Below are 15,660 nucleotides of genomic sequence, written 5' to 3'. Positions count from 1 at the left end.
TGAGCCACTGACGGCGCACCTGGGGGTATCCTGGTCATTCTGATGTCCTGAATGCTGACAGGCTGAAGGAAAACACAGGGCGGAAGCCCTGTGTTTTCCATTCCCTATGTAACTGAAGTCAGGACCGGAAAACATACCGTTTCGGTAGCGGGATCACTGTTTAAGCTTCCGTATCAACATTGTCAGCAGGCTTTCGCTGATAGCTCCGTTTAGCCGGAGCGTCTCGGGCAGGAAGGTTATTTCACAGGTGACGCTGAGTGTTTCAGGGTCATGCGCATCCGATGAAGGCTGAACAACGGGGGCAGTATCAGCATCTAGTGTTACAGGGATCAGCACTGGTATGTTGGTATCAGATAGTTGAGGCGCGCGAAGCTTTCCCTCATGCCAGTATTACCGCCATTTGAACAACAGATTGTCGTTAAAACCCTGCTCACGCGCGACTGATACACCGGATTTGTACGAGAGTTAGACCATTTTGATTTTTTGAACTCAACGGGATAATTGGGGTGTTTTTTACGAACAGAGGTTAATGAATTCATGGATAACGTCCACCATATTTGGTGTCCACTATGTTGTCAGAAATGTCAGGTTCTGCCAGACGGTGCTGGAACGATGCTTACTGTCAAAGGACTGTCATACGTTAATGCTATGGTCCTCGGCGCGCCCTCGCGATCGAGGAGCAATCCTGTTGCAGGCCGGGACCGCCTGCTGTTAGTAAGGAAGAGATGCCAGTGAAACAACGTGTGTACAGTATGGCCTTTTGCATGATGATGGCGCCGCTCGCCATCGCCCAGGAGAACAACGCGGAGGAAGCTGCGGAACAGGTGACCAAACTGACGCGTGGAACGGCGTGGAAACAGGTGTCGTCCGTGCCGATCAACTTCGTGACACACCACCCACAGGGTATGGTGAAAATCGGCGACAACTTTTTTGTCTCCTCCGTCGAGATAAAAACACCGACCAGGCGCTTCCCGCAGCCGGTCGACGGCTACGACCGCGATACCGGAGAAGGCGTGGGCTATCTGTTCCAAATAGACCAGAAGGGCAATCTCGTGGGAGAACTGAAGCTCGGAGAGGGGGCAATCTATCATCCTGGCGGCATCGACTTCGATGGAAAATACATCTGGGTACCGGTCGCCGAATATCGCCCCAACGGCCAGTCCATCATCTACCGGGTTGATCCGGAGACAATGACGGTGACTGAGATGTTCCGATTCAAGGATCATGTGGGTGGGGTCGTCTACAACACCGATGACAATTCCCTCCATGGGGTGAGCTGGGGCTCCCGCCGCTTCTATCGCTGGCCCCTTGGCGAGGACGGCAAACCCACCAACGCCAATGTGACGCCAGAATCCCTGCGGACGCTCAACACCTCGCACTATCTCGACTATCAGGACTGCAAATATGCCGGCAAGAACCGCATGTTATGCACCGGAGTCACGGAGATACGAGTGACGCCTGAAGCGCAGCCATTCCGGCTCGGAGGTGTGGACCTTGTCAATCTCGCGGATGGGCGACCGATCTTCCAGAGTCCGATTCTGCTGTGGTCGCCGTCGGGCATGGACATGACACATAACCCGGTCTGGTTCGAACCGAGCGAAGCGGGTCTGCGGGGCTATTTCATGCCGGAAGATGACAAGTCGACGCTGTATGTCTATGACGCCCCAGTGCAGTAGCGACCAGTCGGGCCTGAGGGCCGAGGAAATCTCGGCCAGGCCGCATCTCTGACCGCGACACTGCCGAAACAGAGGGATCTTCCGTCCTTGCCACCTTCTTCCACCTTTAGAGCGCGTCCCGCGTTGTGCAAGCCCTGAGTTGATACGGTTTGCTGCCATATATCCGGCGTCGTTGGTGGATCTAATGACCCGCGCCATGATGTCATCCGCACCCTGTTTCCTTATCACTACATCGGTAGGTCACTACCACGGCACAGTTCAGGCTATTACAGGGTCGGTTTACCGTTCTCTCATCAGTACCTGCAAACTCAGGAGGAATGCTATTGCTCAGGCACAACAGTGGTTAACTCATTGCGAAAGCCCTGTTGATGTTAAAACTTGTTGATTCAGTCAGTAACCGCCAGACGATGCGTGTTAGTTTATTGGCCAGTGCGACCGCGGCTTTCATTTTGCCCCTTCGGTCAGTAAGGCGCTTCAGCCATATACCTAATGCATCATCTCGCTTATGAGCCCAGTGCATAACAGAACGGGCACCATGAATAATCAGCGTCCTGAGGTCACGATTGCCGTTCCTGGTCATGGGCTTTTCCCACCGGAGCTACGTTGTCTGGGAACCAGACCACACCAGGCGGATAATTGCCGCCCGTTAGTAAACTGTTCAGCATTCACTTCACTCAGAAAAGCAGCGGCAATAAGTGGGCCAATACCCGGTATTGTCATCAGCACTTTGTATTTGGGTTGTTGTTGGCACAGAGCCGCAAGGCAGTGTTCTGCAGAAAGAATACGCTCATTAAGTGAGTGTATGTTTTCGAGCAACGAGAACAGCAACTGGCGTATTACAGGGGAAATTAACTGTTCTGAATCCTCAATAATATCGGGTAGTCGCTGCTGTAAAATATGAATACCAACAGGGATCTCAATCCCTTGTTCTGCTGCCAGTGACCTGGCCTGGTTTGCCTGAACAGTACGCTGCTCCACCATCAACTGACGCGCGCTTCGAAGAGCCTTAATATCCTGCTGCTCGACCGCTTTGATAGCAACGAAATGAATACCCGGGCGAAGCGCTGTCTCACAAATTGCCAGCGCATCATTGGCATCGTTTTTTTGGTGATGTGTGAATGCTTTTACGTGTCGGGTGGGGATGAGTCGGATGAAAAAGCCCATTGACTGAAAAGTGCGTCCCCAGTAATGCGAAGTAGCACAAGCCTCCATTGCAATAATCGAACCGGCAGGAAACTGACGAAGGGTATCCAGCAGTTTAACCCGGGAAACCTTACGGTTAAATGCAATGCTCCCGTCGCTCATCCAGACGCAGACCTGAAAGACAGATTTAGCCAGATCGATACCGATGACTTTTATTGAGTTCATGATGCAGTACCTCTGAAAAAAAGAACACTCTGCATAAGTGTGGCAGGACTTGCGCTGAGTGAGGGACGTCCATCACATCACTACAAGGGGCAGTAACAGCCTGAGGTAACGTAAATGTCCGATCATGCAAAGCGTCCTTATCATTGAAGAGGGGGATTACCTGCGATGATTTTATCGGGGAGGTGATGACGTCAGGCTGACGACCCCTGACAATTCTGTCAGTAAACCCTAGTCCCGGCTCAGTGCCGGAGTGAGCCTTGGTCGCCGTTTTATCCGCTTGCATCGCAAAGGTGAGGCCAAAGGTATTGATGCCACCTTCGCTACGCGCAAAGACGTCCCCCTGGTGCATAATGGCGACGGCACGTACGATCGACAGACCCAGTCCATGATGGGTATCACTCCTGGCCCGGGATGTATCAACGCGATAAAACCGCTCAAAAAGCCGGTGTAAGTGTTCTGGTGCAATCGGATCACCCGGGTTAGAAACTTCAATGCAGGCTTGATTGTTTTTTTCGCTTAACCGTATCGTAACTGTGCTACCGAATAACGAATGTCTTGCACTATTTTCCAGTAAATTGGCCAGCGAACGGTGGAATAGTCGCCGGTCGATGTGCGCGGTGACGTCGCCCTCAACATCCAGATGGAGCTGTTTTTCGGCAAAAGAGGGTTCAACATATTCCGCTGTTTTCAGGGTTTCTTCCCGTAGGGACACCTGTGTAAGCTGGGAAGCATGTTTATTGCTTCGCTTTAAACAGCAATAACCCAACGACAGAGTTACGTTAAGTCTGTGCTGGATGGTGAAACCGTTTTTGACACCAACGACGGCGCTGCCAAAAGTGAAATTGATGTACTCGCCGCTGAAATCCTGAAAATTGTTCCGTAAAAACACATTTACTCATAAACTCAAATGAGTAAATGCGTATTGGAGTATAGACATAGCTTTAAAGGGGTTTGAAGTTCAGTGATGTAAAAAACCACTCTAAGCGGAATCAGAAGTCGATTTTGATATTGTTCGGTCTCAATATGACCAAAAAACGATATTTGGAATCGCTTTTTTGCGCCAAACATGCAGTCTTATTAGTCTTGATATTTCATGCGGTTAGTTCCTTAACGTGGTTTTTCGCACCGTTGGCCATGGAACCCCTATTAGCCTGCAACAGGATACAGTGCTTCGCAGATTTTCCGCATCCAGGCCCTTTATAAAGCTGTGGGAACCGGTTAAAAAATATCCTTAATGTACAATAATTTTCGATATCAAAATTGCCTCTAAAAACAGTGATTTCCGTTTCCTTACAGCACTCCAGCTCTGCCTGCAATAAGGCAGGGTAAGCCTGAGTAATTTAAAATTAGACACAATGATTGTGGTTAATTTTCACCCCACTGACAGATAATCTTCGCATCAGCTTTATTCCCTTTTATTAGCGTCCGGCGAATGTTTGCCTGTAAACAAATGTTCCCCACCGGTCTCCGTAACAAATAGATTAAAAATTAATGTCTCATGATTCAGCGTTAACTCCGCCACTGCCTTCCGCCGCTCAGCAAACGTGCGATGCTTTTATCCGTCCTCCCGAATTACCCGCACAGTCCGGCCCCCTTGGCATTCGCTACGATTTTAATGATGGTGCCCGTGTGTGGCTCCCTGACGGGCAGTGGCATGTCGAAATACGGGATGCTGAACCTGTTCTGGACCATACGCTTGACCTGAATGGGCAGGAGGTGTTGGTTTCGTTTCCGGTAGGGACGTTAGGTGACCTTGTCGGCTGGATCCCTTATGCCGAACGCTTTCGTCTGCTGCACCAGTGCCAGCTTGAATGCACCATGGGGCCGCTGATTATCGAGATTTTTGCCGCCAGTTACCCTGAGATTCGCTTTACGGAGCCGGAAAAATACACCGACCAGCAGCCCTGTGCATCTTACCGGATGGAGCTGTCACTGACTGCACCGCGCACCATTCAGGAACTCTACGTCTGCATTGCCACCAAGGCCTCCAGCCAGGCCAGGTTCTGGGATCACATTCCTCACGGCGCCGAAGATTTTACCGGTGATATTTCCCTGCCTGAGCGGGTGGCAATGCTGCAGCATGCCGACTTTTTTATCGGGTTATCCAGCGGACTGAGCTGGCTGGCCTGGGCCTGCCGCATTCCGGTGGTGCTGATAAGCGGCTTTACCCTGCCGAACTGCGAATTTTCTACCCCTTACCGTGTCTTCAGCACTCATGTCTGCAAAGGATGCCGGGATGACGTGCGCATCGATTTGACCATAAAGATTTCTTGTGGTGTCCGCGCCACAAGGACACAGAGCGACAGTTTGAATGCAGTCGCTTTATTACAGGCAGACAGGTCACCGGGTAAATCAGCCTCCTGATGAAAGACCATAAGTTGCCGCTGAACACAACCGGGAAAGTGACGCCAGCGCCGGTGTTGCCCACGACTTTTGTCGACAAAAATATGAAAGGAAAGTTAATCAAATGCACAGTGGTTTAAATCATATCTATCGTCTGGTCTGGAACAGTGTCCGGGAGGCCTGGGTGCCGGTGGCAGAGCACTGCAAAAGTGCAGGCAGGACGGGTATGCGTAGGGCTAAGCTGACCGGGAAACTGGTCGTTCTGGCCATCGTTACGCTCCCCTCGGTGGCTGGCGCTTACACGAGTGACGTGGGCAACGGCGTAACGGTGACCGATGAAGTTGTGAACACAAATGAAGTGCAAAATGTGAACAGTGGTGGCACGACAATCGGCACCACGGTTAACGATGGCAATCAAAGAGTTAACGCCGGTGGCACCTCAATCGACACCACCGTGAATAGCGGAGGTACTCAATACGTCAGCGGTGGCGGTACGGCGAACGGCACCACGGTTTACGAATATGGCCATCAATACGTCAACAATGGCGGCATCGCTAACGACACCACGATTAACAGCGTTGGCCGTCAACACGTCAACTCCGGCGGTATCGCAAACTCGACCACAATTAACGATAACGGCTATCAGTACGTCAACTCCGGTGGCACAGCAAACTCCACCACGATTAACACCGGCGGTACTCTGATCGTTTCTGAGGAGGGGACAGCACTTGAGGTCACACAAATTAGTGGCGGCGCGCTGGAAACCAATACCAATGCCACTGTCAGTGGCACCAATGCTCTGGGTGCATTTTTTGTTGATTCGGCCACACATACTGCCAGTAATGTTCTGCTCGATAACGGGGGCGAACTAACCGTCAGCTCCGGTGGCACCTCAATCGACACCACAGTGAATAGCGGAGGTATTCAATACGTCAGCGGTGGCGGTACGGCGAACGGGACCACCATTAATTCTGGTGGCAATCAGGGCGTCAGCTCCGGCGGCACAGCAAACTCAACCATGATTAACAGCGGCGGCAATCAGGACGTCAACTCCGGCGGCACCGCAAACTCAACCATGATTAACAGCGGCGGCTATCAGGGCGTCAGCTCCGGCGGCACCGCTAACTCCACCACGATTAACAGTGAGGGCCATCTGATTGTTTCTGGAGGGGGGACAGCACTTGAGGTCACACAAATTAGTGGCGGCGGGCTGGGAACCAATACCAATGCCACTGTCAGTGGCACCAATGCACTGGGTGCATTTTTTGTTGATGCGGCCACACATACTGCCAGTAATGTTCTGCTCGAGAGCGGGGGCTATCTCATCGTTTATTCCGGCGGAACGGCAAACGCAAGCACGATTAACAGCCGTGGCCGGCAGGACGTCAGCTCCGGCGGTACGGTGAACTCAACCACGATTAACAGCGATGGCCGCCAATTCGTCAACTCTGGCGGCACCGCAAATTCGACCACAATTAACGATAGCGGCTATGAAATAGTCGGCCTTGGCGGTACGGCGAACGCAACCACGATTAACAGCGATGGCTACCAACACGTCGACTCCGGCGGCACCGCAAACTCCACCATGGTTAACAGCGGTGGCATTCAACTCATCTCTTCCGGTGGCAAAGCCTTCAACACCACTATAAATGGCGGCAGCTCTTACAACATCGCTGGTACTGCCAGCAATGTTGTGGTCAACGGCAGAGGTCTATACTCCCAGGGCATCGATTCAACCTCTGCTACAAACACCCTTGCAACCACCTCAGGCCTGACCATAGATGGCGGCAGTGCCTACATCTATGGTGGTACGGTAACTGATACAGCCATCAATGGTGGGGCTATGTACGTCGGCTCACATGAGAGGGGCTCACCTTCAGATGCGACTCTCGCAGGTGATGTGGCCGTCAATGACGGCGGTCAGTTATCCATTGCTGCCGGTGCGGACACGGCAAACGCAGATATCACCCTGTCTGACTCCGGCGCACTGTATCTGAATAACAGTCCGACGGCCACCATGGCTACCGGCAACACCCAGTACAGCATGGGTGCGATGACCATGAATGGTGGCAGCGTGCACTTTGACCAGAGTGACGGTTATGCTGACCTGACACTGGAGAGCCTGGAAGGCACTGGTTCATTCTATATGAACACCGAAATTGCCACCCAGCAGGGCGACCACCTGACAGTCACCGGTGAAGCAAACGGCGATTACAATGTCTATATTGCCGATTCCGGTGTAAGCCCGACGTCCGATGTCAGCCTGGAGATGATTAAGACTGGTGGTGGCGACGCAGAATTCACGCTCGCCAACACTGGCGGTGTGGTGGATGTCGGGACCTATTCATATCACCTGGTGGACAACGGTAACGATACCTGGTCGCTCTCTCCGCAACCTGTCGACCCCATTGACCCACCGACGGAGCCGGGTGTTCCCACGCATCCTATCGAGATAGTCCCGATCCCACCGGAGCCTGTAGTCCCACCGGAGCCTGTAGTCCCACCGGAGCCTGTAGTGCCACCGGCAGAAATGACCATCTCGCCAAGTACGGCTGCGGTCCTCTCCATGGCAACGGCCGATCAGCTGATATTCAAAGCGGAACTGGACACAGTACGTGGACGTCTGGACCAGGTGCGCTCTTTCTCACACGGGGAGGATATGTCACACGACACCAACCTGTGGGCACAGTACAACTTTAACAACTTTGGTGTCAGCAGCTCAGCGGGCGCAGGCTATGACATGAACATCAACGGCCTGACGCTGGGGATGGACAAGTCCATTGCGCTGGATGAGGCAATAGCCACCTTCGGCGGATTCATGTCCTACAGCCGCTCTGATCTGGATTTTGACCGGGGCGGTAATGGCGATGTGGACTCTTATTCCATTGGTGCTTATGCCAGCTATCTGCACAACACCGGGTTTTATGCCGACGGTATTCTGAAGGCTAACCGCTTCGGTAATAACGTCAATGCCCAGATGACCAGCGGAGGGGCTGCCTATGGTGATTACAATACCAATGGTATTGGTATGCACCTGCAGGGTGGGAAGTATTTCTGGTTTGGTGAATCCTATATTGCCCCGTATGCGGCGTTAAGTACGTTCACCAGTGACAGCAGTGATTACACGCTGTCAAACGGAATGCGGGCTCGTGTCGACAAACAGAAATCCATGATGGGTGAAGTCGGTGTGCAGATGGGGCATAAGTTCGAGTATAACGGCGCGAAGATACAGCCTTACTTCCGGGCAGCAGTGGCGAACGAGTTTATCGACGACAACGAAGTGAAAGTCAACGAAGACGCGTTCACCAATGACCTTAGCGGTACCCGCGGTATCTATCAGGTTGGGGTAAATGCTCAGGTCACGGATACACTGTCGGTCAACGCACATACCAGTTATTCACACGGTAAACAGGTGGATGAGCCGTGGACCGTGAACCTTGGCGTCTCATGGAAATTCTGATGCTGTAGATCTTACCGGGAAATACCGGGTAAAAAGCGCAGAAATATCTGCGCTTTTTACCACACACACAAATCTGAGGAGCCAAAAACGTCTTCGCATGGACGCCCGCAACATTATTCTGAGCTGGCTATTTCCACCGTGCTGATGTTTTCCGACTTACCCAAAAAACCTACCAAACGCCGTATAGCGCGGGAGTACACCCTATTGCTATAGGCAAGCCTGTTCAAAAAACAGGCTTGCCGTACAATAATTAATGAGCAACTGTCTTTCAACTTAAGCCGTGTGGATGGACTCGTCCCACGGCTTATTCGTTTTTAGCATTGCGTTAAGAATGACAATCAGCTTACGCATGCAGGCAATTATGGCCACTTTATTAGGCTTCCCTGTAGTCAATAACCTGTTGTAAAATATTCTAATTATAGGATTGAAGCGAATTGCTGACAAAGTGGCCATATAAAGCATTCTACGTACCATAGCCTGCCCTCCGAAGATAGTTCGCTTCCCCCGAAAGAATCCAGAGTCACGGTTAAAAGGAGCAACTCCAATCAACGCGCTGACCTCTCGTCGCGTCAACTTACCGAGTTCCGGTACGTCTGCTATCAGGGTTGCTATTGTTGCAGGTCCAACACCTTTTACCGTAGACAGCAGTTCCAGGATAGGCCTTTGATATGTTTGCCTAACGCAACATCGATCACTTTAAGTTGATCTTGCGTAGCGTTAACCATTGCGACCACACTTTCTTTAACCTCCGGATGACTCGTATCAAGCCGTTGCCGCTCTGAAACGGAAAGGGCGACCAACTGGCGGCGGTGCGCAATTAATGCCTGGAGTGTGCGTTGCTCTGGAGATGGAAGTTCTTTGACGATCTTATCCATGTCGGTACGTTGTGATAAAACAGAGGCTAATTGTGCAAGAGCATGTGCATCAATTCGGTCTGTTTTAGCCAGATTACCCATTGCTTTGGCGAAATCGCGCGCCTGGCGAGGATTTACAATGGCTACCGGTAATCCTGACGCCTGCAAAACACAGGCAACCGGTACTTCATAATTCCCTGTCGCTTCCAGTACGACCAAAGTGACCTTCCGGGGTATTTGAAAATGTGATGATTTTTTCCTGCTACACCAAATGCAACATCCAGCGTAGTTTTAGCGACATCAATACCAACAAAAATATTTTCAGGCATCATTCTTCAGCTCCCATTCTTGCAAATACGAATTCGGACTCAAGCAACTGTTCGGGCTTATCGAAGAAAAATAACGATCGTGTGTCGAATGCTCATTAACGGGCTTCTGGTAGGCCCTTGATGGTTATCTGACTACACAATCGCTTCTAACCCTACACAACCACAATAGACCACGTTCAAGATACAAGATGGTCACTCCCTCCTTCCCGGTACTATGCTGAGGACTGGCTTTCATTCGGAGAGCTATCATGGAAAACATTGCGCCCATTGGTATCGATCTGGGTAAAAACTCTTTCCATATTCATTGCCAGGATCGTCGCGGGAAGGCTGTTTACCGTAAAAAATTTACCCGGCCAAAGTTAATCGAATTTTTGGCGACATGCCCCGCTACAACCATCGCAATGGAAGCCTGTGGCGGTTCTCACTTTATGGCACGCAAGTTGGAAGAGTTGGGGCATTTCCCAAATCTAATATCACCACAATTTGTCCGCCCATTCGTTAAAAGCAACAAAAACGACTTTGTCGACGCCGAAGCTATTTGTGAAGCTGCATCGCGTCCATCGATGCGTTTTGTGCAGCCCAGAACGGAATCTCAGCAGGCAATGCGGGCTCTGCATCGTGTCCGTGAATCTCTGGTTCAGGATAAGGTAAAAACAACCAATCAGATGCATGCTTTTCTGTTGGAATTTGGCATCAGCGTTCCACGAGGTGCTGCCGTTATTAGCCGACTGAGTACCCTTCTTGAGGACAGTAGTTTGCCTCTTTATCTCAGCCAGTTATTGTTGAGATTACAACAGCATTATCATTATCTTGTTGAGCAGATTAAAGATTTGGAATCCCAGTTGAAACGAAAGTTGGACGAGGATGAGGTTGGACAGCGCTTGCTGAGCATTCCCTGCGTCGGAATACTGACAGCGAGTACTATTTCAACTGAGATTGGCGACGGGAAGCAGTACGCCAGCAGCCGTGACTTTGCGGCGGCCACAGGGCTAGTACCTCGACAGTACAGCACGGGTGGTCGGACGACATTGCTGGGAATTAGTAAGCGAGGCAACAAAAAAATCCGAACGTTGTTGGTTCAATGCGCCAGAGTATTCATACAAAAACTGGAACACCAGTCTGGCAAATTGGCCGATTGGGTCAGGGATTTACTGTGCCGGAAAAGCAACTTTGTCGTCACTTGTGCTCTGGCAAACAAGCTGGCCAGAATAGCCTGGGCACTGACAGCACGACAGCAAACTTATGAAGCATAACGGCAGAAATACACCGGTTTAACGAATCACTCATCTGGTTTTGCGAATACTGATATTGATGATACTAACGGCCCTCCGGCCTGTTGAGGAACCTGTAAATCGGAAAGGCTCATTGAATTCTAGAGGTTCATCAGGCGCGGAACTCATCGAGGCGCGGGAATAAAATCCCATTCAGACGCCGGATAGATTCAAGCAAGCCAACTTATCGTCAAAATCGGTGTTGCAAAAACGGGAGTGACCATAGATTCCATTTTCCAAGCGGACCCCTTGTTCAACCACCATCAGGAACGAAAATATGGCTGGTTGCCTGTATTACCGACATGAGAAACGACTTCAATGGACTGGGGGCAAAGGTACTGATACGCTGAAAGATGACCCAATGTCTGGCCACGTTTTATCTTCCGGGCGCGCAAAGGCTGTCAGGTGAAGCTACTCTGGTCTACCGGCAACGGGTTGTGCCTGCTGACCTCTCTGACGATACTGTCAGCTTCATTATCCAGGTTGTCGCAGAATAAGCCTGGTAATATACCGGTTTATGAACAGCTCGCTTCCTGATGAAATCGATGAACTGAAACGCCTTCTTGCCGAACAGGAGGCACTGAACCGTGTGCTGCAGGAAAAGCTGAACGAACGTGAACGCGAAATAGACCGGCTACAGGCACAACTGGATATGCTTCGTCGGATGAACTTCGGCAGCCGTTCAGAAAAAATATCCCGGCGCATCACTCAGTTGGAAGCCGACCTCAAAACACTCCAGGATAAAAGCGATACTATGACGGGGCGGGTGGATGATCCGTCTGTCCCCGTCCACTGCGCCAGACACGGACGCGTAAACCGTTCTCTGAAAACCGTCCCCGCGATGAGACGTAAGCGTCCCATCAGCGACGTCTGGTAGAAATGCGCCTGTACGCTGCAAAATTAATGTCCATCATTTTTCAAGTTAATGGGCATTATCTTATGGAAAGACAGCAGTGGATGGAGGCACTTTTGCGCCTTCACTATGGACAAGGTTTCAGCCGTGGGGCTGCAAGCAGACAACTGGGACTGAGTGGATCGACGGGATATAAATTTTTTCGCCGTTTTGAGAAGAGCGGCCTGCCCTGGCCTTTGCCCGATGGAATGAGCTCGGGCGAACTGGAGCAAAAACTCTATCCCTCAGAACTCAATCCTCCCCGCGCCAATAAATCATCGTCAGGAAGACGCCGGCGGCCTAACTTTACACCGGAGTTTAAACGCCATCTTGTTGAACAGTCCATGCCACCCGGCGTAAACATCGCACAACTCGCGCGTGAACACGGGATTAACGACAACCTGCTGTTTAACTGGCGACGCAAATATCAGGAAGCACAGGGTAAAAACAAGCCAGAGACTTCAGTCGTGCTGATGCCCGTGGAGATCGCTCAGACCCGGCCTGCCATCGTTGATGTCACTCCGCGACAACCTCCGCTGGCGGAGCCGGACAATGTACTGTGCTGTGAGGTCATTTTACCTGGCGGAACAGTCAAACTGAGTGGAGCGGTCTCCCCGGCTCTGCTGAGAATGTTGTTCGGCGAACTGAAGGGGGAACACCGATGATCTCCTTACCCACCGGGACCAAAATCTGGCTGGTTGCCGGGATTACCGATATGCGATGTGGCTTTCATGGGCTGGCATCAAAGGTGCAGAATACCCTCAACGCAGACCCGTTCAGCGGGCATCTGTTCGTCTTCCGGGGGAAAAGTGGTGTGCTACTCAAGGTGCTGTGGGCCGATCGTGATGGGCTGTGCCTGTTTACCAAACGTCTTGAGCGCGGACGGTTCGCCTGGCCGGTATCCCGTGATGGCAGGGTATATCTCACCCCGGCTCAGCTATCCATGCTCCTCGAAGCCATCGACTGGCGGCATCCAAAACGCACGGAACAACCAGGACTACGAATATAACCTGTTGTAAAGTAGGGGTATTAACGATGAGCTTCCTGATGATATTAACCTGTTAAAATCCCTGCTGCGTGAGCAGCGGGCACAGAACCAGCACCTGTCTGGGCTGGTCACCAGCTATCGTCTCGACATTGACAAACTGAAAGCACACATCGACAAGCTCCAGCGGATGGTGTTTGGCAGCCGGAGCGAGAAAACTCGTGATAAGGCCACAAAACTTCTCAGAAAGGTGGAGAAGCGGCTTACCGCACTGCAGGCGGAGATGGGGGTTGTCCTGGGCCCCGATCCTGATCCGGCTGTCCCCCGGGTACTGCAACAGTCAGCCCGTCGTAAACCGCTTCCCGCTCATCTGCCACGGGAAACACAGCGCATCGAACCCGAAGAAACCTGTTGTCCGGACTGCGGTGGCACACTGAAACCGCTGGCTGAGAGTATCTCCGAACAACTGGAGCTTATCAGCAGCGCCTTCAAAGTTATCGAAACCGTTCGTCCAAAGCTGGCCTGTGGTCGGTGCGATCACATCGCGCAGGCACCCATGCCGCCAAAACCGATAGATCGCAGCTACGCCGGGGCCGGCGTCCTGTCGCACATCCTGGTGGCAAAATATGCTGATCACATCCCGCTGCATCGTCAGTCGGTCATCTACGCCAGACAGGGTGTGGAGCTGAGCCGAAGCACACTCGAGCGCTGGGTGGATGCAATGGCGGACAAGCTGCGCCCTCTGTATGACGAACTGAACCGCTATGTGCTGCAGCCCGGCAAAGTGAGTACGGATGATACAACCGTCAATCTGCTGGCTCCGGGCAACGGGAAATGCAAAACCAGCCGGGTGTGGGTCTACGTAAGAGATGATCGCCGCGCAGGTTCACAGATGCCTCCGGCAGCGTGGTTCGCCTGGTCAGCGGACAGAAAAGGCATACATCCCCAGGCGCATCTGGCGGAATACAGTGGGGTGTTGCAGGCAGACGCTTATGCGGGTTACAACGCGCTCTACGCAAACGGGCAGGTAACTGAAGCAGGCTGTATGGCCCATGCGCGGCGTAAGTTCCATGATGTACATGTCAGAACGCCCACAGCAGTGACAGTGGAAGCCCTGAGGAGGTTCGGAGAACTGTACGCGATAGAAGCGGAGATCCGGGGCAGTCCTGCGGCAGAGCGTCTGGCCGTCCGTCGGGAAAAAAGTGTGCCGCTGATGGCGTCGCTGAACATCTGGTGGCGAGAGCAGGCAGCCGTAATGTCGTCAGCTTCAGGTCTGAGAGAGGCGTTCACGTACCTGAAAAATAACTGGAATGCGCTGAACGAGTTCTGCCGTAATGGCTGGGTGGAGATAGATAATAATCTTGCCGAGAACGCCCTGCGGATGGTGGCGGTTGGCCGCAGGAACTACCTGTTCGTTGGGTCTGCCAGTGGAGGTGAAAACGCAGCAATCATGTATACGCTGATAGTCACATGCAGGTTAAACGGGGTAGATCCGGAAGCTTACCTGCGGTATGTGATAAGTGAGATAAGCGAGTGGTCATCAAAACGGCTACGTGATCTCCTTCCCTGGAACATCAAGCTTCCGTCCGTCAAAAACGGTCTGTAACCCGTCCCTCAGACATCGATAGTGTCCATTAAATAAAAAAAGCGTGTCCATCATTCGATAATTTATTGGATGACGGGACGCTTACGATGAGACGAGGCTGTTGCCAGCAGAAGACGGTAAACTCCATGCCGACGATACTCCCGTGCCGGTGTTACTGCCAGGTAACAAGAAAACGAATACTGGGGGGGGTTATGGACATATGTACGTGATGACCGAAACGCCGGCTCAGTGCTGGCACCTGCGGACTGGCTCGCCTGCAGACAGTGCAGGTACGTTTCTAATCAACACCTTACAGGAAGCAATGCGCGGCTGGCGTTCAATAGTAGAAACGGTAATGTAGTGGGTAAAATAACTGTATCAACAATACACTGATTCTACGGGATTATGATGGTCAGTTTCGGCCATGCTTACGTATTGAACAAAATAACACGGTCAGAAATGCCAGAGATTATATGCCTTAGAGGTTGCCTTGTTACAGGAACTTTGGCTCAGAATCTGATTTTTCAACAATCAACTGAGCTGATCCATATTTGGCTTCCGTGCCGAAATGTCTTCTTTTCATTATGCCTCTGCAGTTGTCTCCTGGTGGGTAAAAAGCTAATCTAACAGGGTCTAGTTTCACAGGTGTGCCACGCAGGTTAATGCAAATGCCTGCGTGGTTTTTCTTTTCCTACCTGACACTCTTCCAATATTTCCAACACTTGCACTCACTACGGTGAAAAATTTACGCCCTGTGAGTATGAAACGAGCGGAGTAGTTATCTGACTGAAGTGCCTCCGTATCCGCAGACATTTTCTGTACTCACGACGGTTCCCTTTTGAGTCCTCTGGACATCAGAATGTCCATACCACTCCCACGTGGGCAGCCAGAGGCTCG

General features: G+C 51.7%; 6 protein-coding genes and 8 pseudogenes. 11 read left to right on the top strand and 3 right to left on the bottom strand.

The annotated features are described in order from the left end of the window. The first annotated feature begins 731 nt into the window (after nucleotides 1-731). The gene (locus EC843_RS24310) at nucleotides 732-1,676 is read left to right on the top strand and encodes a DUF6454 family protein (RefSeq protein ID WP_208111338.1); all 945 of its coding nucleotides are present in this window, start codon (nucleotides 732-734) and stop codon (nucleotides 1,674-1,676) included. Between the two features lie 343 nt (nucleotides 1,677-2,019). Here EC843_RS24310 and EC843_RS24305 read toward each other — a convergent pair. Then, nucleotides 2,020-3,044 (bottom strand): annotated as a pseudogene (locus EC843_RS24305) (IS110 family transposase). A gap of 283 nt (nucleotides 3,045-3,327) precedes the next feature. After that, nucleotides 3,328-3,780: pseudogene (locus tag EC843_RS24300) on the bottom strand (ATP-binding protein); the annotation flags it as partial. Between the two features lie 15 nt (nucleotides 3,781-3,795). Here EC843_RS24300 and EC843_RS24930 point away from each other — a divergent pair. The 3 genes and pseudogenes from EC843_RS24930 to EC843_RS24280 form a co-directional block, all read left to right on the top strand. After that, nucleotides 3,796-3,927, top strand: a pseudogene (locus EC843_RS24930) (chromosome partitioning protein ParA); the annotation flags it as partial. Nucleotides 3,928-4,535: 608 nt separating this feature from the next. Beyond that, nucleotides 4,536-5,395 (top strand): annotated as a pseudogene (locus EC843_RS24285) (autotransporter strand-loop-strand O-heptosyltransferase). Nucleotides 5,396-5,511: 116 nt separating this feature from the next. After that, nucleotides 5,512-8,847 (top strand): autotransporter outer membrane beta-barrel domain-containing protein, encoded by a 3,336-nt coding sequence (locus tag EC843_RS24280; RefSeq protein WP_133523186.1) that lies wholly within the window; start codon nucleotides 5,512-5,514, stop codon nucleotides 8,845-8,847. A 273-nt stretch (nucleotides 8,848-9,120) separates the two neighbouring features. Here the strand turns inward: EC843_RS24280 and EC843_RS24275 are convergent. Further along, nucleotides 9,121-10,033 (bottom strand): annotated as a pseudogene (locus EC843_RS24275) (transposase). Between the two features lie 245 nt (nucleotides 10,034-10,278). Here EC843_RS24275 and EC843_RS24270 point away from each other — a divergent pair. The 7 genes and pseudogenes from EC843_RS24270 to EC843_RS24615 form a co-directional block, all read left to right on the top strand. Further along, nucleotides 10,279-11,283 carry an IS110 family transposase gene (locus tag EC843_RS24270; protein ID WP_133523185.1) on the top strand — a complete coding sequence of 335 codons (1,005 nt, stop codon included), beginning with the start codon at nucleotides 10,279-10,281 and terminating at the stop codon, nucleotides 11,281-11,283. A gap of 320 nt (nucleotides 11,284-11,603) precedes the next feature. Then, a pseudogene (tnpB, locus tag EC843_RS24925) lies at nucleotides 11,604-11,751 on the top strand (IS66 family insertion sequence element accessory protein TnpB); the annotation flags it as partial. 67 nt (nucleotides 11,752-11,818) lie between these two features. Continuing rightward, nucleotides 11,819-12,147, top strand: a pseudogene (locus EC843_RS24265) (transposase); the annotation flags it as partial. A 33-nt stretch (nucleotides 12,148-12,180) separates the two neighbouring features. Then, complete coding sequence (gene tnpA / locus EC843_RS24260) at nucleotides 12,181-12,858, top strand: IS66-like element accessory protein TnpA (RefSeq protein WP_133523184.1); 678 nt, start codon at nucleotides 12,181-12,183, stop codon at nucleotides 12,856-12,858. Beyond that, nucleotides 12,855-13,202, top strand: a complete 348-nt coding sequence (tnpB, locus tag EC843_RS24255; protein ID WP_133523183.1) for an IS66 family insertion sequence element accessory protein TnpB — start codon at nucleotides 12,855-12,857, stop codon at nucleotides 13,200-13,202. The genes tnpA and tnpB (EC843_RS24255) overlap by 4 nt, the downstream gene beginning before the upstream one ends. 19 nt (nucleotides 13,203-13,221) lie before the next feature. Further along, complete coding sequence (locus EC843_RS24250) at nucleotides 13,222-14,784, top strand: IS66 family transposase (RefSeq protein WP_133523182.1); 1,563 nt, start codon at nucleotides 13,222-13,224, stop codon at nucleotides 14,782-14,784. Between the two features lie 118 nt (nucleotides 14,785-14,902). Further along, a pseudogene (locus EC843_RS24615) lies at nucleotides 14,903-15,012 on the top strand (transposase); the annotation flags it as partial. Between the last annotated feature and the right edge of the window lie 648 nt (nucleotides 15,013-15,660).

Origin of the sequence: Buttiauxella sp. JUb87 (assembly GCF_004361975.1) — a bacterium.
Classification (GTDB): domain Bacteria; phylum Pseudomonadota; class Gammaproteobacteria; order Enterobacterales; family Enterobacteriaceae; genus Buttiauxella; species Buttiauxella ferragutiae.
The sequence above is the reverse complement of the archived record's forward strand: the minus strand, read 5'-3'. Positions and strand labels throughout refer to the sequence as shown.

What these genes read in the sequence shown, in the direction of transcription:
- EC843_RS24280 (WP_133523186.1), top strand. Translation starts at nt 5,512, where the DNA reads ATGCACAGTGGTTTAAATCATATCTATCGTCTGGTCTGGAACAGTGTC.
- EC843_RS24270 (WP_133523185.1), top strand. Translation starts at nt 10,279, where the DNA reads ATGGAAAACATTGCGCCCATTGGTATCGATCTGGGTAAAAACTCTTTC.
- tnpA (WP_133523184.1), top strand. Translation starts at nt 12,181, where the DNA reads ATGCGCCTGTACGCTGCAAAATTAATGTCCATCATTTTTCAAGTTAAT.
- tnpB (WP_133523183.1), top strand. Translation starts at nt 12,855, where the DNA reads ATGATCTCCTTACCCACCGGGACCAAAATCTGGCTGGTTGCCGGGATT.